This is a genomic window from Picosynechococcus sp. NKBG15041c (genome assembly GCF_055380235.1).
Window position 1 is genome coordinate 2,310,129 of sequence record NZ_AP040363.1, and the last position, 16,918, is coordinate 2,327,046.

The following is a 16,918-nucleotide window of genomic DNA, read 5'->3' on the forward strand; positions in this document are numbered from 1 at the left end:
GATTATTCCCGGAAAAAGCGGTGATAGGCTTCCATACCGTGCTCACCAATATCTAACCCTTCTAATTCTTCTTCTTTGCTGACCCGTAAGCCGATGGCCAACTCCAGCATGATCCAAATAATAAAGCTAAAAGCAGCCGTAAAAATACCCACAACCACAATGCCAACTATTTGACTCAGTAGCTGGGTGAAACCGCCGCCAAATAAGAGGCCGGCGGCTGGGCCTTCGCCGGAAGCATACCAGGAATACACATCGCCACCAACGCTGAATAAACCCACAGCCAAAGTGCCCCAAATGCCGCAAATAAGGTGAACAGATAGGGCCCCCACAGGATCATCTAGGCGCCAACTTTCAAAGGTTAACACCGCAAAAACAACAAGCACGCCGGCGATCGCCCCAATCACGATCGCCGCAGGCACATTCACGAAGGCGCAGGAGGCGGTGATCCCCACTAATCCCGCAAGGACACCATTGATGATCATCGAGAGGTCAGGCTTGCCAAATTGAATCCAAGAGGTAATCGTGGCGGCGATCGCCCCGGCTGCCGCGGCCATATTCGTCGTGACAATAATATGGCTAATGGCCTCAGGATCAGCGGCCATCGTTGAACCCGGATTAAAGCCAAACCAGCCCAACCAGAGGATGAGCCCCCCTAAGGTCGCCGTACTCATGTTGTGGCCAGGAATCGCGTTGATGCGATCGCCTGCAAATTTTTCCATGCGGGGGCCCAGTAGGAGAGCTCCCATAAGGGCGGCCCAACCACCGACGGAATGCACCACCGTCGAACCCGCAAAATCATAAAAACCCAACGTAGCTAACCAACCGCCACCCCAAATCCAGTGGCCCGTGATGCTATAGGAAAACGCCACCAAAAACAAACTAAAAATCACAAAAGAAACATACTTAATCCGCTCTGCCACCGCCCCCGACACAATGGTCGCCGCAGTCCCCGCAAAGGCCAATTGAAAAAAGAATTTTGCAAATAGCGGTATCCCAGCCCAACTAAGGGAAGAAAAAATACCGCTATAGTCCGCTCCTGTGAGGGGGCTATTGTCCGCCCCGGCCAAGAAAAAGCCACTCCAGCCCACCACCGCGTTGCCATCGCCGAACATCAGAGCAAAGCCGATCGCCCAAAAAGCAAGACTAGACAGCGCAAAGACAATGAGGTTTTTCGCCAGAATATTGACGGTATTTTTAGCACGGCAAAAGCCGCTTTCGAGCATCGCAAACCCGGCGTTCATAAAGAAAACCAGAAAGGCCGCCACGGTCACCCAGAGCGTATCTAAAACGACCTGGATCGCCGGAGGAATTTCGTCGGGGAGAGTGCCCTGGGCGATCGCCGCCCCCTGCCAAAGGAGCGGTAGGACGCCAGCCAGGAGTAATAGGCGCCCAGTGCGCTGGCTTTGTCTATTGCCCAGGATAGCCTTGGGGCTAGGTAAAAATCGAGTGAATGGGAAGGTCATAGCAAGTGTTAGACATAAACAGGCCAAAGAACTGGCCCATGGATAGGTTGCGGTCACAATAATGTTGTATTACGTCATTAAAGAGGGGAAAAATGTAGCTTTTATCACGAAGAAAACAAATTACACTCTCTAATATGAGGTTCAGGTAAATTCAGGGCATCATTTGTCCTGACCGTTACATTTCTGGCGATCGCCTACCCCGCATTCTTCACAGATACCCATAACCCATGCCGATGAACATCTCTGACAAAATCGTAATTCTCCACCAAGGGGAGCTGCAGGGGCATATTTGGGAGAAAATCCTGCAATCCCAAGGACTCCAATCCGTGATTTTGCCCTTCAGTGTGGATCTCAAAGGAGAATTAACCGAACTTGCCAGAATGGAACAGCCTTTACCCAGTTTGATTTTGCTGGAGCAACAATTACCCAGTTTTGATGCCAGTCAGTTTTGTCAGTGGGTGCGCGCCCTAGCCCAACCAGTACCAGTGATTTTGATTGCTCCCCAGACCCGTAAAGTCAACCTGGCAGACCGGGAAGCAGCGATCGCCATGGGGGCAACTGATCTTTTACCCCAATTCGATCTCAATAGCATTGCCATCGAAGCTGTTGGTGGCCTAAAAGCCGTCGCGAAGATCTTAGGCAATATCAATATTGTGAACAGCACCCTCGTTACTTGCATCATGGATCTCAAGCGGGAATTGGAACATCAACAACTCAAAAATCAACAAAAAATACCAGTCCCACCGCCCATCCCACCAATGCCCCTGGCCGCACCGCCGCCTTTACCTCAGCCCACCACTACCCCAACCGATGAATCTCCCAGTTCAAAGCCCCGTAAATATCGGGGGCGCGACTACTAGACTGGGTCACCTAACAAAAAAACCATGGCATAATAGCTCCGCTACACTGAATCGCCCAGGAACATGGATCAACATTGGCAAGGGGAATTTTGGGTGCGGGATTGGCGGGCCGGCGATCGCCTGGGGGCCGCAGCAGTCATTGAGCAGGTTTTGCAGGAGTACAGCTTACCTTGGGAACCGGAGGGGGCTGACGAAGAGTTATTTAAAATCGAGACATATTACTGGCAGACCCAAGGGGAATTTTGGGTCGTTGAACAGGCAGGCCAGATCGTTGGCACTGCCGCCTACTATCCCATCTCGCGGGGCAAAAAGGCCGTCGAAATTCGCAAAATGTATCTCCTGCCAGCAGTACGGGGTCTGGGCCTAGGCCGGTATTTATTGCAAGCACTCGAACAGGCGATCGCCCAGCGGGGTTTCCAGGAAATCTGGCTCGAAACAGTCACCGTTCTCAAAGAAGCCGTACAGCTCTACGAAAACCAAGGCTATCAACGGAGCACTGGTGTGGAAACGGCCCGCTGCGACCTTGTCTATGTTAAATATTTGCCCGAAGCAGAGCGATCACTCCCTAGCGAATTTCCCCCGGTGTGAGGTACTCAGCCTCCTCCAAAAACGCTTGTAATGCTGCGGGGAAAGAGCCATAGTTAACCCACTTGCCTTCACAATCGCCCTGGTCATTAAAGTCACCTTGGCATTCTTCCAGGCCCCAGTCACTGGTCCTGTCATAGCGATATCGCATCAAGTCCCAGCCGGCTTGGGCTTCCCCGAGAATGGCTTTGGTCGCCACATAGCCGGCCAAAACACCATTCACTTCATAGTCTTCTTGTGCCGCCGCTTGGATCGAACCCCACATGGCCTGGAGCCGTTCTCGGTGGAGTGGAAAAAACCGCTCTTCCTGGGAAACATCCCGTAACTCTAAGCCTTCTAGTTGCCAAATTTGGATCGGCGGAAAGCTCCCCGCATAGCTGCTGTAGCGATAAAGAAAACGGTTATCGCTAGTGACATATTCATAGACGCGATCGCCATCGGGATCTTCTACGGGCACTGGGCCCCCGTCAAAGGCTCCGAGGGGCACAGTTTCCCACTGATTGGTCTCGGGGTTTTGGGTCAAAATTTTCACCAGGGCGCAACAGTGGGCACCGCCGGAATATTGAGAAAAAATGACCTCCGGAAAATCATTGCTCAGATCCATCTCCGCAATTTGCGCCAAGCTGTACATCATAAAGGCTGGCTCTTCCGTCAGCTGCAATACTTCTTCTTCGTCAACCATGACCCTAAGGGTCGGCACATAGTCAGTCCAATCATCGTTGGTTTGCTCTTCATAGCTGATGTGGACTGTTACCCCTTCGCTAGTGATTGTGCCTGCACGATTATCGGCATCATAGTTAAACTCTAAAGTCGCCACCTCCGCCTTGGCAGCGAGGGCTACGCCCAAGGGGATAAATGCAGTTGTGATGATCGTGGCGATCGCCTTTTTGATATCCATGCTCATACCTCAACACTTTTTCCCAAATCCTAGCCAATTTCTTCTCGGCCACAGCTTGGGCCGGTTAGAAAAGTTACAGAGCCCAAAAACAGCCGAAAAATTAGCGGGGCAAAAGCACCGTATTCGCCGCCGCAAGGGAAAATCCACACCAAGGACAACCCTGCTTCAAGATCTGCTCTTCATAGTGAGAAACTTTACCGCAGCTAGGATTAGGACACTTCAAACCGTAGCTTAGGGGCTGAGCCGGGGCTGCCGGGGGGCTGGGGGCTAACTTTTTCAAAATCAGTTGGGTTACCCGTAGTTGAATATGGCCGAGTTGGAGCTGGCTCCCTTGGGATAGAGGGGCAGTGCCCTGGGTCAGGCGATAACCGTCCACCAGGGGCGGATTAGAGGGACGCAAGCTTTGAATCAGAGCCGCATCATGGGCAGAGGAGAAAAAAATTTCTGCCTGGAGGGAAGAAACGCTGCGGTCCGCAAAAACGAGATCACACTGGGAAGGATCGCGGCCGAGACGTAGTTTCTGGGAAACCTTAGTGATTGAAGTCAGCTGAAATGTATATTGATGCTGTTGATTTTGGAGAAACCACTCCAAGGTTAATTGAGCCATTTTTTAAACCCAGAGTAAGGCGATGCTTCCACAGTTTAGCCTTATTTCTATTCATTAATCAGCCATTGGTTTATGGTTTTTAACACCTAAAGTATTGGATTGATTTAAAAGGAATTTAATATTTTTGGAGCAAATGTTTTTGATGAAAAACAACTCCGCTCAGGTCAAAATATTGTGCGATGTAAAAATTAAGAAGCATTTAATCGATGAAATTTTTAAGCAGGATCACAAGATGCCCCCAGCAATTCTGTCTGGTGGAGCAATTGCCGATAAAATATTTTGAGTCCACAAAAAGTAGCTGAGGAGTCAACCAAGATGGTAGCCCCATGGAAAAAATGTTTGGCGATCGCCTATTGCCTCGGATTAGTAATATTCGGCTGGGTTAGCCTGGACATGCCGTCCGCCTGGGCCGTCGATTACAACAAGCGCACCTTTATCCAGGAAGATTTTTCCCACCAGGATCTACGGGACAACAGCTACGACCTAGCCAGTCTCCGGGGCTGTGATTTTAGTTACGCTGATTTGCGGGGGGTGCGTTTTTTTTCCGCCAACCTAGAATTCGTCAATTTTGAAGGGGCCGATCTCCGGGGCGCGGTGTTGGATTCTGCCCGCATTGGTCACGCCAACTTTAAAAATGCCAACCTAGAGGGTGCCTTCCTGGCCAGCGTGAAGATTACGCCATCCACTGTCATCGAGGGGGCCGACTTCACCGATGCGCTCATTTTGGGCCGCGAAAATGACAAACTCTGTGAGTTGGCCAGTGGCACCAACCCGACCACTGGGCGCAACACCGCAGAAACGCTTTTCTGTCCCTAGTTTCCCCCAAGGGCTCCAGCACCTTTTTGGGGGGACAATCCCCGCCGCGCACCCCCTAAAGGCGCTGCTGCAAAAATTCTGTGAGCAGTTTAACCTTCGTTGAAAGATGGCGGTTGATTGGATACAAAACAGAGACAGCCAGGGTTTTTTGGCAGTAGTCCGGCAACAGGATCTCGAGCTGGCTCGCCCAGGGGGATGCTGCCACAATAAATTGGGGAATCTGGGCAATCCCTAGGCCCTGCGCGGCGGCGATCGCCAGTACCTCACCATTATTGGTCCAAAAAGAGCCCGACACAGGTACCGAAACTTCCCCCTGGGGGCCAAATAATCGCCATTGATCCTTCGCTGCACCATAACCTAAACAGTTATGATGTCCTAGATCTGCTGGGGTCTGGGGCGTGCCGTGGCGTTCTAGGTAGCTGGGAGCCGCACAGAGTAAAAGCTTGGTTTCACAGAGGGAATGACTGATTAAACTGGCCGATTCTGTGGGGGCGGCAATCCGAATTACCAGGTCATAGCCTTCGGCGATCGCCTCCACAAATCGATCTTCCAAGGTTAGCTGCACCCGCACCTGGGGATACTGGGCCATAAATTCTGCCACCAGGGGGGCCACATACATCGTCCCAAAGGTCATGGGCGCATTTACCCGCAATAAACCCCTCGGTTCCCCATGCAGTCGGGACACTGATAATTCCGCCTCCTCCAGATCCGCCAAAATTTGGACGCATTTTTCATAGAACGCAGTCCCTGTGGGGGTCGGGGTTACCCGGCGAGTGCTGCGATGGAGCAGTTGCACCTGGAGCTGATTTTCAAGGGCCAGCACCATTTTATTCACCGCCGATCGCCCCAAATTCATCCGCCGGGCCGCCGCCGCAAACCCTCCCGCTTCAACGACCTGGGTAAAGGCATACAAACTTTCAAATTTATCCATGGCAATTGTCTCTTTTTTGGAAACAGTCTGTATATAAAATAACCAATTGTCTTTTGAAAGAAGCCAATTTACAATAGGGTTGTTCGTTAAAGAATCTCAGCGCACTGAGTTTTGGAGGTTGTCCATGATTCAACTCCGCCCTTCTACTGAACGGGGTCGCGGCAAACTAGATTGGCTCGAAAGCTACTTTAGTTTTTCCTTCTCCCAGTACTATGATCCGGCCCACATGGGTTTTTCGAACCTGCGGGTGATCAATGAAGACTACGTCGCCCCAGGCAAGGGTTTTGCCACCCATGGCCACCGGGATATGGAGATCGTCACCTATGTCCTGGAAGGCGAACTAGAGCACAAAGACAATATCGGCAACGGCTCGATTATTCGCCCAGGGGATGTACAGCGCATGAGTGCTGGTACAGGTATTTTGCACAGTGAATTTAACCCTTCTAATGATCAGCCTGTACACCTGTTGCAGATTTGGATTACCCCAGATCAGCAGGGGGTCGAGCCGAGCTATGAACAAACCTTTTTCGCCCCAGAAGAGAAACAAGGAAAACTGCGCCTCGTCGCTTCCCCTGATGGTGAGGCTGGCTCGGTAAAAATCCATCAAAACGCGGCGATCTATGCTTCGATTTTGACGCCTACAGATACTGTGACCCATACCCTCAAAACGGGTAGAAACGCTTGGGTGCAAATTACCAGAGGAGAGCTAACCTTAAATGGAATGACCCTCGGGGCCGGGGATGGAGCTGCTATTAGCGAGGAAACCGCACTCACTTTTGCGGGTCAAGCTGCGGAAACGGAATTTTTACTGTTTGATTTGCCCTAGGGCTTATTAACAAATTCACCCACATTCTTTTGAGGAAAACACCCATGACTGAACCTACTATTGCGGCGAAAAAACCGATGGTAATGGACTTGGAGGCCGGAGATTATTTCTGGTGTACCTGTGGCAAATCTGCAGGCCAACCTTTTTGTGATGGTAGTCATAAAGGGAGCGATTTTCGTCCCCAGAAATTCACCCTAGAGGAGCCCCAAAAGGTAGCCCTCTGTCTCTGTAAGCACAGCCAGAATCCGCCCTTCTGCGACGGTTCCCACAGTAAACTGTAGTTTGCACAGCACAAAGGCGATCGCCTAATGACGACCCAGCGGATTATCGGTCTCACGGGGGGCATTGCGACGGGAAAAAGTACAGTAACGACTTACTTGACCCAACGCTATCAGCTCCCCATTTTTGATGCCGATATTTTCGCGCGGCAGGCGATCGCCAAAATGAAAAACAATCAGCATATCGGTTTTCTTCTTGGAGATTAACGATTTACTCCTCAAGCGGGTATTGGCTTGGTAACTGATTCAGACAATGAAACGAGAAGGCTTGAGCCGTTCTTCCTGACAAAAAATGCTTGATCCTAAAAATACCTCAGTGGCACTAAAGACAATGGAAAAGGCAGCGGCGATCATTGGTAAGCAACTGCGACTTGAGTTAAATGCTCTTCAGGCATCTGTGATCATAGTATTTGCATCCTGACCGCTATTCTGTAGCCAAAATCTGCGGTAATATTCTGGTAGATTTGGGTTGTTATGCTGCAGGTGCGGTACAACATCTAATTAGATATACAAGAAAAATATCAATGAAAAATACAGGCAAGCAATATGAATCTTTAGTCGAAAATGTTTTTGTACAGCTAATGGAACAAGACAATGTACAGAATTTAATAATTGAAAAAAATAAAGTTTTACAAGGCAAGACAACAACTCATGAAATTGATGTTTTTTGGGAATTTATGATTGGGGGAATTAAGTATTCAACAATTATACAAGCTAAAGATTGGGCATCAAAAGTACCTCAAGGAGAAATGCTTAAATTGAAAGCCATCCTTGAAGATTTACCAGGACAACCACGAGGCATATTTGTAACAAAAACAGGTTATCAATTAGGGGCATTAGATGTTGCAACAGCAAATGGAATAATCCTATATGAACTCAGAGAACCAACAGAAAGAGACTGGGAAGGACGCATAAAAACAATTGTGGTGAACATAAAAGCATACATACCAGATATTAAAGTTGAAATTATCACTGACGAATCATGGATTCAGAGTGAACTTAATAGACTTAACCAGAGTGAACTGAGTCTAAGAGTATCAGGGATGGAAAATGAAATTTACATAAAAGAAGAAGATGGGAGTAATTGGAAAAGCATACAAGATGTGAAAGATGAAGAACAAAAGAAAATTGGTATGCAAAAAGTTGAAAGCAAGGTTATTTTTATTGATATGGATAGGCCGAGGTTCTTAGAAACAGATGACTCAGAATTCCCAAGAGTCAAATTAAAATCATTAAAAGTCACTCTTTCAACAGGAGTCTTTGAAGATACGATAGAAATGGATGGGTCAACAATGGTCGGATTTATTTTACGAAATTTGATTGATGATTCAGAAGTAATTCTGGATAAACAAGCCAAATTAAAAAATCATACATAACTATTCATTTCACCTAACAGCATACCGCCGCAGGTGAATTCAACCGTTATGGTGTTGACAGAAAATGAAAATATCTGAAATATTCGAAGACGAACCCAAACCATGGGGATTTCGAGGTGATCCATATCTTTGGCGTGAGTTGAAGGAAAGACTAGATAACGTTGATATGCCAGACACACCCGAACAACTCAAAAGCATCATCGAAAAGGAATACGAAGTAGCGACAGGTCACCCCATAAATCATAGAGAACATTTCACCGTCGAAAGATTTATGCAGGGCGGCATGTCTAGCGGCGGGATAAGGCCTGAATTTTGGCATAACTGCGAAATTCCACTGTTGGTGAAACGTCATGCCGCGCCATAAAGTGACAAAACCAAGAATCATTGGTCTGACGGGGGGCATCGCGACGGGAAAAAGTACGGTAACGACTTACCTGGCCCAACGCTACCAGCTCCCCATTCTTGATGCAGATATTTTCGCGCGGCAGGCGATCGCCCCACCTTCTCTGATCTTGGAGCATATTTTTGAGCGTTACGGTGAGGGCATCAAAAATGCCGATGGTTCCCTCAACCGCCAGGCTTTAGGGGACATTGTCTTTAACGATCCCGGCGAAAAACAGTGGCTCGAAACGCAAATTCATCCCTATGTCCGCCAACGCTTCCAGGACGCTTGCGCCCAAGAGCTCCAAGCTGCACCGATTATCATTTGCGCAATTCCTTTACTGTTTGAGGCTCGTTTAACGGACTTTGTTTCAGAAATTTGGGTCGTCACCTGCCGACCGGAACAACAGTTAGCACGCCTGCAACAACGTAACGCTTTGACCCTCGCCCAAGCCCAGGCCCGCATCGCCAGTCAAATGCCCCTTGCCGAAAAAGTGGCCCGGGCCGATGTGGTGCTTGATAATTCTTTGGATCTCGCAACACTCCATCACCAAGTTGATCGGGCCCTGGGGGGGAATTGCTAGAATACCCAGTGAATCAGTATTAAGGTAGCGCCGATGACGATTTGGGTAAACGAACAAATTGATCCGACTGGCATTCTCCAAGCTTGCATCGCCTGTAAAAACGAAGCAGTCGCAAAGGACTGCCATGAGCAGTGGAAACAAAAGCTCGCCATGGACAAGACGACCATCGGCTGGGAAGCGAAGATCCGTACCGTTGATTCTTGGGATGATGTACCTGTGAATGCGCTCAAGATTAGCTTTTAGGGATGTCTATAACTGACCGATTTTCAGGAAATACGCTAAGTTGAAAGGGATTTCTCTCCCAGATCCAGACATGGCACCCCAGAATCCCCCCAATTTGGCGATCGCCTATGTCCACTTCTATGTTGACGATCTCAATGCCTGGCAAACCTGGTTCCAGAAAACCTTCCCCCTGAAAGCCATAGACTTCAGGGAGACTTTCCCCTTTTTACCGGCCCAAACGGTGCAACTCAGTGGCCCAGATTTAACCCTGATGCTTTCTGCGCCCCAGACTGAGTGTGATACCGTAGCCCAATATTTAAAAAAGCACCCCTGCGGCGTTGCAGATATCGCCTTTTATATTGACCAGCTCGACGCTTTTCACGGTGATGATCGAGGGCCGGGCGTTAAAGTAATCTGCAACCATGTGGGTTTTCGGCATACTCTCATTTATCGTCGCCACATCCCAAAAACGAATCAGAAAATCGACCACCTTGTGCTGAATGTTCCCGATGGAAAATTACCGCAGACTGTGCAATGGTACGAGGATAATTTTGGGTTTCACCGTCGGCAACGCTTCACCATCCAAACCAACTATTCGGGCTTGGCCTCCCAGGTGTTGGTGCATCCCAGCGGCATTCAGCTCCCGATCAATCAGCCGGGCGATCGCCAATCGCAGATCCAAGAGTTTCTCGATTACAACCATGGGGCGGGCATCCAACATATCGCCTTGAAATGCCATAATTTGCCCGCACAAATTCACGCTTTCCGGCAAAATGGTTTGACTTTCCTTGAAGTCCCTGAAAGCTATTACAACAATCTCCTAGAACGCCACCCCCACCTTGGCCAAGAACCGGACTGGCTCCAGCTCAAGCAGGAAAAAATTCTCATCGATGTGGTGCGATCGCCTGGGGAAGTCCTCTTGCAGATTTTCACCCAGCCCATTTTTAAAGAACCCACCTTTTTCTGGGAATTTATCGAGCGTAAACAGCAGGCCCAGGGCTTTGGGGAGGGGAATTTTCAAGCGCTCTTTGAGGCGATCGAGCAAGCCCAACGGCAACGGTTGGTTTCCCCTCGCCCATGAAACCTAAGCCACTATAGAATTTTCGATGAGGCCACCCCCCAGCACCCGATCACCGTCATACAACACAGCGGCCTGACCCGGTGTAATCCCAAATTGGGGTTCATCGAAAACGAGTTTTAGGCGATCGCCTTCTAGGGGAATCACCGTCACAGGAACGGCGCCACTACGATAGCGCACCTGTACTTCCGTGCGAATCGGTTGGCTAATCCCAGCCAGGGATAACCAATTCACCCGGCTCACCGTACATTCTGAACGCCCAGCGCGATCGCGCGTTCCGACCACTACCCGATTCATCACATTATCCAGTTTCACCACATAGAGGGGTTCCGGGGCCGCAATGCCTAAGCCTTTCCGTTGACCAATGGTGTAGTGGTGAATGCCTGTGTGGTGACCAAGCACTTTGCCATCGAGGTCAACGATGTCCCCTTCCCGCTGGTCGATATATTTATCTAAAAAGGTTTTCATGGAGCCATGGGCTTCAATCAGACATAAATCCTGGCTTTCCGGTTTTTTCGCCGTCGAAAGCTGCATTTCTTCGGCAATGTGGCGGGTTTCCGGCTTGGTCATTTCCCCTAGGGGAAACAGGGTCCCGGCCAGCATTTCCTGGGTCAGATCATAGAGAAAGTAGGATTGATCTTTATTGCGATCCACCGCCCGGAGCAGTTCATAGCGATCGCTTTGGTCGTTATAGCGAATCCTAGCATAGTGGCCCGTCGCAATTTTATCGATGCCCAGCTCTGCCTTAGCCCACTGGAGCATCGGCCCAAACTTGACCATACGATTGCACTGGGAGCAGGGTAAGGGGGTAACACCGGCCTCATAGGCAGACACCACGTAGTCCACGATATATTTTTGGAATAAATCCCGGCTATCGACGATGTGGTGGGGCACGCCCAACTGCTCACAAATGTCTGCCGCATCGACCATCCCCTCAGAGCAACATTGCCCTTTGCCCTTCATCAACCAGAGGGTGACGCCTTCTACGGCATAACCTTGGCGCTGCAAAATCCCTGCTGTAACGGAACTATCTACGCCCCCTGATAACCCAACTGCGACTTTTTCCATGGCCTTGATGCACCCAATAACATCCCTTAACTGTACCGAACTGCTTTACGGGGAAAGCAATCTCCCATTGTACCGGGACTTTTTGCGACTGGCTCTGTTTCCCTAGGGAATGACAATTTCTGTGGCCACCTGCTTGCGGGGGGAACCCGTCACCACCACCTGATTTTGCGCTAAATTGCCCACCGCCCGATCGCCATTGAGTGTAACCCTGGGGTTGCTTTGCTCATAGACCACATTGCCCGTGGCGACCACTTGTTCCGTCGCGAGATTCCAGTCCACTTGGTTCGCCTGGAGAGCCGTGGGAGGATTCGTGCCTGTGCCCCGTACCGCACCGCTCAACTGGGCCTGCTGACTATTGAGGTTATAGCGTCCTTGATTGGCCCTGAATTGCGTATTTTCGTCGGTTTGAGTGAGTTGTACAGTTTCGCGACCCGTGATGACCCCCGCTTTGAGATCCCAGGTGGCCGCGCCACTGACAAATTGAATCTCCGGGTCACTACTGTTGAGGAGCACATTACCGCTGACTGTAATGGTTTGGGCAGCAACTTGTGCTTCGCCTCGATCAGCCCGGAGGCGCGCCGTGAGTGCTTCGTCGGTGTAGCGTTCGATGGTTAGGCCCGTTTCAGCAATGATTCTATCGTCGGCAATGAGCCAGTTAAACTTGCTTCCCAGAAGGCGGAGGGAAGGCTCAACGGTGATAATTTCAACGGCTTCAGTTAATTCTAAATCTTGGCGATCAATAAAATATTGGCCCTGGTCAGCCCGAAGCGTTCCATTCGGATAGCGGGCTTGGAGAGCATTGGTGATGAGCAGAACGTTATTGCCTGGTTGCCATTCAGCTTGTTCTGTTTCAAAAACAACCCCCTGGCGGTTATCTGTCACGAGGACTCCTGCTTCCAGAACAATCCGCTCACCATCATTGATCACTTGCCCCCCGCTGGCCTGGATACTGAGAATCACTTCTCCATCTTCGTAGAGATTGCCGAGTAGGTTGGTGAGGGTCGCGTCTTTTTGATCCTGGCTATAAACTGCTTCTTCGGCCTGGAGTTTCCAGAGAATATTGCCGTCGGCATCTGCCTGCTCTAGGAGGGCATTTTCAACGACAAGGCGGTTTTCGGTGTTCTGGTTTTGGGCTTCGGTCTCCCCTGGTGGCGTTGTATTCCGGCAGGCGCTTAGGCCCCAGGGACTGCCCAAGAGAAGTAAACTGAAGGCCAAAATTTGTGGCGATCGCCCCCATACCCACCGACATTTACTGCCCATCACATCCATTCATTTTATTCACGACTGGGTAACTCAATTGTGCCACCACCGCGATCATCCAGTAGCCTTGGTTCCGGAAAATGCCCCCGATGGAGCTTTTGAATATCTGTTTGGATTTGCTCTAGGTCAATGTAGCGATCGGCCACATTAATCAAACTATCGCTCGTCATCGAGCGTAGACTGACCACCTCAACCCTCGCCCCCCGGTAGCTGACCGCATCTACCGCATAGGCAAGATCGCCATCACCACTAACCAGAACAGCCGTGTCATAGGAACCGACTAAGGCCATCATGTCTACCGCAATTTCCACATCTAGATTTGCCTTTTTCGACCCGTCAGGCAGCTGCACCAGATCCTTGGCGATGACCCGATAGCCATTACGACGCATCCAGAGCAAAAAACCCTGTTGCTTTTCATTGGCCCGGTCAACTCCTGTATAGAAAAAAGACCGCAATAGCCGTGATCCGCCCGTTAAGCGATAGAGAAGTTTGCTGTAATCAATTTCGATGCCTAGTTGCAGCGCTGCATAGAATAAGTTAGATCCATCGATAAAGATCGCCACACGACCTCGATTTTCAAGTACCTGTTCAGGGGAGAAAACCGGATCGCTACCAAAGTGATCCAGCATTTTAGTTATGCCTCTTGAGATATTAAAACAGAAATATTTATGAAACAGTTTTTATATAAAAATGGCTACCCCTCAATAAAAAAGGGAAACCCGATAATTAAGCTTACTGAGAAAGCTGGAATTTCGTCAAAATTTTTATCATTCCCTTGGCTTTAGGCCTGATTGTCGACCGGAGCTTCGGGTAGTTCGAGGCGGGCAAAGATGGGCTGGGCTTTGTCGAGGGTCCGACGAGACCAGGTCATCCCCCAGCAACTGTGGCTGGCAAAGGGAGCAGCGGTGGCTAGATTTTTGAAATCGTTGAAATCTCCAGGGAAGCCTAATTGACGATAGATTTTGTTACTGAGGTTCGGAATAATTGGTGCCAATAGGTAGGCAGCAAGACGCACTGACTCTAGAATTGTCAATAAAGTTTCTTCTACCTGGGCTTGTTCTCCCGCTTTAAATAAAGTCCAGGGGGCTCGGTCATCGATATATTTATTGCTGGCTTGGATCAGTTCTAAGATATTTTGGCAGGCAAGGGTGAGGTTTAATTGGTCATAGGCTGCGCTGGTGCGATCGCCGAGGGTTGCTCCCAAAGCTTTAAGGGGATGATCAGCGGCAATGGTCGCCAAATCCAGTGGAGGAATTTCGCTCTTGCAGTATTTTTTCAGCATCCCCAGGGTGCGGTTGAGTAAATTCCCCAGGTCGTTGGCTAGGTCAGCATTGACCACATTGATAAAGCGGGTTTCGTTAAAGTCACCGTCTTTTCCCAGCTCCACTTCCTTGAGGAAGTAGTAGCGCAGGGCGTCGGAGCCGTATTGATTCACCAGGGCGATCGGGTCGATGGTATTGCCGAGGCTTTTGCCCATTTTGAGACCATTTTTCGTCAAAAAGCCATGACCAAACACTTGATCGGGTAAGGGTAAATTGGCAGACATCAACATCGCTGGCCAATAAATTGCATGGAAACGCAAAATATCTTTGCCGATTAAATGAAGATTGATCGGCCACCATTTTGCCAGGGCATTTTCGAGGGTTACCGTTTCGCCCTCATCCAAGAGAGCTGTGACATAACCCAGCAGCGCATCAAACCACACATAGATGGTGTGGCTATCGTCGGTGGGCACCGGGAAGCCCCAGTCTAGGTTCACGCGGGAGATGGAAAAATCTTGGAGTCCCTGTTTGACAAAGTTAATTACTTCGTTGCGGCGGCTGGCGGGTTGAATAAAGTCGGGGTTTTCGTCGTAGAGGGCTTCTAGTTGGGCTTGATATTTAGACAGGCGAAAAAAGTAATTTTCTTCGTCGCGCCATTCGGCCCTTTTGTTGGTGTGGATCGCGCAGTGGTGATCTTCGATTAGATCTTTTTCTTCTTTAAATTCTTCGCAGGCAACGCAATACCACCCCTGCTGCTGGGCGAGATAAATGTCACCATTATCCCAGACCCGCTGAAAAAATTCGGCGACGATCTGGGCATGGTTGGGGTCGGTGGTCCGGCTAAAGCGGTCATATTGGATATTGTAATGCTGCCACAGTGCTTGGAAACTGCTAATGATTTCATCGCAGTGGGTCTGGGGGTCAACGCCTTTTTCTGCAGCGGTGCGCTGGATTTTTTGGCCATGTTCATCGGTGCCGGTGATGAATAGGACTTCTTCCCCTTTGAGGCGATGGAAACGGGCGATCGCATCGGCCACCATTGTCGTGTAAGCGCTGCCAATGTGAGGAACATCATTGACATAATAGAGGGGGGTTGTGAGGGCAAAACGGGCAGGAGAAGTCATACGGGGGCGATCGCCTAGAGAGAGATTCAAAATAGTTTATGGTCGTCACCGTCCCCCGCCAAAACAGAGAGAACGCCAACACCCGCCTTATTTTACAAGGATTACCGCCCCATACCCAACGAAAATCACCTGCATTTCACAGGCCCGTCGGAGAAATTTGCCGATAAATGTAGCGAATAATCCAGACCACCAAAAAACACAAGAGCCCATAGACAATCATCGCAATCAATAAATTGACATCCAAGATATTGTCACCAAGGGTGGCATCGGTTCTTTCTACAGGGCTAATAAACAGGGTAGAAAAAGGAGAAACAAACGGCGCCGATAGGTTGTAAATAAATTTGGCAAATGTATTTTCTGGATTCGCGCCAGACAGTCGCAGAAAAAACCGCAGCATCAACAGTACTTCCAGCAATCCCACAAGCACATAAACACTATTTTCAAGACGCCTAAATAAAATGTTCTGCTTAATTGCATCAATTTTTTTCTGCTCTTGGCGCAGCTGGGCAATCTCTTGGCCTGGTGGTTCCGCATCCGGTCGCTGGTTGTTTGGTGGTTGATTCATGGTGAGCAAGATCCTTGACCGAAATTTATTCTCCTTCATCTTAATTAAGCCCATGCTTAACACTTAGAAAAAGTAATAAAAATCAAGACGAGACCGGCTACCCCAAGCGATCCCCTTGGGCTCAGTTGAATTTTGATTGTTCGGCCAAAACAGCGCTTTAGGGGACTTTTGGTTGTACTTCGGTTTTTTTGCACTGACTGAATTTAAGCTTTTCTGCCGGCAGATTTGAGATATTCGGTGTTGACGCCGGACTCCCGTACCAGGGCTAATTTTCCGGTCCGCGCCACTTCGATAATGCCGAATTTTTCGAGCATCTGCAGGATGGCAACCATTTTTCCTGGGTCGCCGACCACTTGTACAGTGACTGTTTTTTCAGAAATATCAACGATCCGCGCCCGGAACACTTGCACCAATTGCATTACTTCAGAGCGTTGGGTGGCATCGGCATTGACTTTTACCAGCATCAACTCCCGTTCCACACAGGGTTTAGCGGTGACGTCATTGACTTCCCGTACATGGATCAGTTTATCGAGCTGGGCTGATACCTGTTCAATTTCTTTTTCATCGCAAGGAACGACCATGGTGATGCGAGAAATCCCTTCTTTTTCGGCGGGGCCAACGGCGAGGCTTTCGATATTGAAACCGCGTCGGGCAAAGAGTCCGGCGATGCGGGTGAGAACTCCGGCTTCGTCTTCGACAAGGACTGAGAGGGTGTGTTTCATCATGGTCTGGAA

The 16,918-nt window shown here is 49.5% G+C and carries 20 protein-coding genes and 1 pseudogene; 11 read left to right on the forward strand and 10 right to left on the reverse strand.

Annotated elements, in window-relative coordinates:
- Positions 1-2: 2 nt before the first annotated feature.
- Positions 3-1,463: an ammonium transporter gene (locus ACZ45B_RS11105; protein WP_024545072.1), complete on the reverse strand. Its 1,461-nt coding sequence runs from the start codon at positions 1,461-1,463 to the stop codon at positions 3-5.
- 227 nt (positions 1,464-1,690) lie between these two features.
- On the opposite strand from ACZ45B_RS11105, the gene ACZ45B_RS11110 reads away from it, so the two are divergent.
- Positions 1,691-2,323, forward strand: coding sequence for a response regulator (locus ACZ45B_RS11110; RefSeq protein WP_024545073.1), 633 nt, complete (start codon positions 1,691-1,693; stop codon positions 2,321-2,323).
- 63 nt (positions 2,324-2,386) lie between these two features.
- Positions 2,387-2,911 (forward strand): GNAT family N-acetyltransferase, encoded by a 525-nt coding sequence (locus ACZ45B_RS11115; RefSeq protein WP_024545074.1) that lies wholly within the window; start codon positions 2,387-2,389, stop codon positions 2,909-2,911.
- On the opposite strand, the gene ACZ45B_RS11120 is transcribed toward ACZ45B_RS11115, so the two are convergent.
- Together ACZ45B_RS11120 and ACZ45B_RS11125 are read right to left on the reverse strand one after the other, a co-directional pair.
- Positions 2,889-3,812: a hypothetical protein gene (locus ACZ45B_RS11120; RefSeq protein ID WP_148293406.1), complete on the reverse strand. Its 924-nt coding sequence runs from the start codon at positions 3,810-3,812 to the stop codon at positions 2,889-2,891. The two genes, ACZ45B_RS11115 and ACZ45B_RS11120, sit on opposite strands and share 23 nt — an antisense overlap.
- Positions 3,813-3,906: 94 nt before the next feature.
- Positions 3,907-4,413 carry an FHA domain-containing protein gene (locus tag ACZ45B_RS11125; protein ID WP_024545076.1) on the reverse strand — a complete coding sequence of 169 codons (507 nt, stop codon included), beginning with the start codon at positions 4,411-4,413 and terminating at the stop codon, positions 3,907-3,909.
- A gap of 315 nt (positions 4,414-4,728) precedes the next feature.
- Between ACZ45B_RS11125 and ACZ45B_RS11130 the strand changes: the two genes are divergently transcribed.
- Positions 4,729-5,229 (forward strand): pentapeptide repeat-containing protein, encoded by a 501-nt coding sequence (locus ACZ45B_RS11130; RefSeq protein ID WP_024545077.1) that lies wholly within the window; start codon positions 4,729-4,731, stop codon positions 5,227-5,229.
- Between the two features lie 55 nt (positions 5,230-5,284).
- Here the strand turns inward: ACZ45B_RS11130 and ACZ45B_RS11135 are convergent, their stop codons facing one another.
- Positions 5,285-6,160: a LysR family transcriptional regulator gene (locus tag ACZ45B_RS11135; protein ID WP_024545078.1), complete on the reverse strand. Its 876-nt coding sequence runs from the start codon at positions 6,158-6,160 to the stop codon at positions 5,285-5,287.
- A 124-nt stretch (positions 6,161-6,284) separates the two neighbouring features.
- On the opposite strand from ACZ45B_RS11135, the gene ACZ45B_RS11140 reads away from it, so the two are divergent.
- The 8 genes and pseudogenes from ACZ45B_RS11140 to ACZ45B_RS11175 all read left to right on the forward strand — a co-directional run bounded on the left by ACZ45B_RS11140 (position 6,285) and on the right by ACZ45B_RS11175 (position 10,908).
- Positions 6,285-6,986, forward strand: coding sequence for a pirin family protein (locus ACZ45B_RS11140; protein WP_024545079.1), 702 nt, complete (start codon positions 6,285-6,287; stop codon positions 6,984-6,986).
- Positions 6,987-7,030: 44 nt separating this feature from the next.
- Entirely contained in the window at positions 7,031-7,267 is a 237-nt protein-coding gene (locus ACZ45B_RS11145) for a CDGSH iron-sulfur domain-containing protein (RefSeq protein WP_024545080.1), read from the forward strand.
- Between the two features lie 27 nt (positions 7,268-7,294).
- Positions 7,295-7,429: pseudogene (locus tag ACZ45B_RS11150) on the forward strand (dephospho-CoA kinase); the annotation flags it as partial.
- A gap of 359 nt (positions 7,430-7,788) precedes the next feature.
- Entirely contained in the window at positions 7,789-8,640 is an 852-nt protein-coding gene (locus ACZ45B_RS11155) for a restriction endonuclease (protein WP_024545081.1), read from the forward strand.
- Between the two features lie 64 nt (positions 8,641-8,704).
- On the forward strand, positions 8,705-9,004 hold the full coding sequence (locus ACZ45B_RS11160) for a hypothetical protein (RefSeq protein WP_024545082.1): 300 nt from the start codon (positions 8,705-8,707) through the stop codon (positions 9,002-9,004).
- Entirely contained in the window at positions 8,991-9,605 is a 615-nt protein-coding gene (gene coaE / locus ACZ45B_RS11165; RefSeq protein ID WP_029681679.1) for a dephospho-CoA kinase, read from the forward strand. The genes ACZ45B_RS11160 and coaE overlap by 14 nt, the downstream gene beginning before the upstream one ends.
- A 33-nt stretch (positions 9,606-9,638) precedes the next feature.
- Positions 9,639-9,848 carry a hypothetical protein gene (locus tag ACZ45B_RS11170; RefSeq protein WP_024545084.1) on the forward strand — a complete coding sequence of 70 codons (210 nt, stop codon included), beginning with the start codon at positions 9,639-9,641 and terminating at the stop codon, positions 9,846-9,848.
- A gap of 70 nt (positions 9,849-9,918) precedes the next feature.
- Positions 9,919-10,908 carry a VOC family protein gene (locus tag ACZ45B_RS11175; protein ID WP_029681680.1) on the forward strand — a complete coding sequence of 330 codons (990 nt, stop codon included), beginning with the start codon at positions 9,919-9,921 and terminating at the stop codon, positions 10,906-10,908.
- Positions 10,909-10,911: 3 nt separating this feature from the next.
- Here the strand turns inward: ACZ45B_RS11175 and mnmA are convergent, their stop codons facing one another.
- The 6 genes from mnmA to ilvN form a co-directional block, all read right to left on the reverse strand.
- Positions 10,912-11,973, reverse strand: a complete 1,062-nt coding sequence (gene mnmA, locus ACZ45B_RS11180) for a tRNA 2-thiouridine(34) synthase MnmA (protein ID WP_024545086.1) — start codon at positions 11,971-11,973, stop codon at positions 10,912-10,914.
- Between the two features lie 102 nt (positions 11,974-12,075).
- A complete protein-coding gene (gene lptC, locus ACZ45B_RS11185; protein ID WP_081699625.1) occupies positions 12,076-13,233 on the reverse strand; it encodes an LPS export ABC transporter periplasmic protein LptC in 1,158 nt (385 codons plus the stop codon).
- A gap of 14 nt (positions 13,234-13,247) precedes the next feature.
- Positions 13,248-13,862, reverse strand: coding sequence for a LabA-like NYN domain-containing protein (locus ACZ45B_RS11190; protein ID WP_024545088.1), 615 nt, complete (start codon positions 13,860-13,862; stop codon positions 13,248-13,250).
- Between the two features lie 152 nt (positions 13,863-14,014).
- Complete coding sequence (gene metG / locus ACZ45B_RS11195) at positions 14,015-15,619, reverse strand: methionine--tRNA ligase (RefSeq protein WP_024545089.1); 1,605 nt, start codon at positions 15,617-15,619, stop codon at positions 14,015-14,017.
- Positions 15,620-15,755: 136 nt separating this feature from the next.
- A complete protein-coding gene (locus tag ACZ45B_RS11200; RefSeq protein ID WP_024545090.1) occupies positions 15,756-16,184 on the reverse strand; it encodes a YggT family protein in 429 nt (142 codons plus the stop codon).
- Positions 16,185-16,387: 203 nt separating this feature from the next.
- The gene (gene ilvN / locus ACZ45B_RS11205; protein WP_024545091.1) at positions 16,388-16,906 is read right to left on the reverse strand and encodes an acetolactate synthase small subunit; all 519 of its coding nucleotides are present in this window, start codon (positions 16,904-16,906) and stop codon (positions 16,388-16,390) included.
- Positions 16,907-16,918 lie beyond the last annotated feature (12 nt).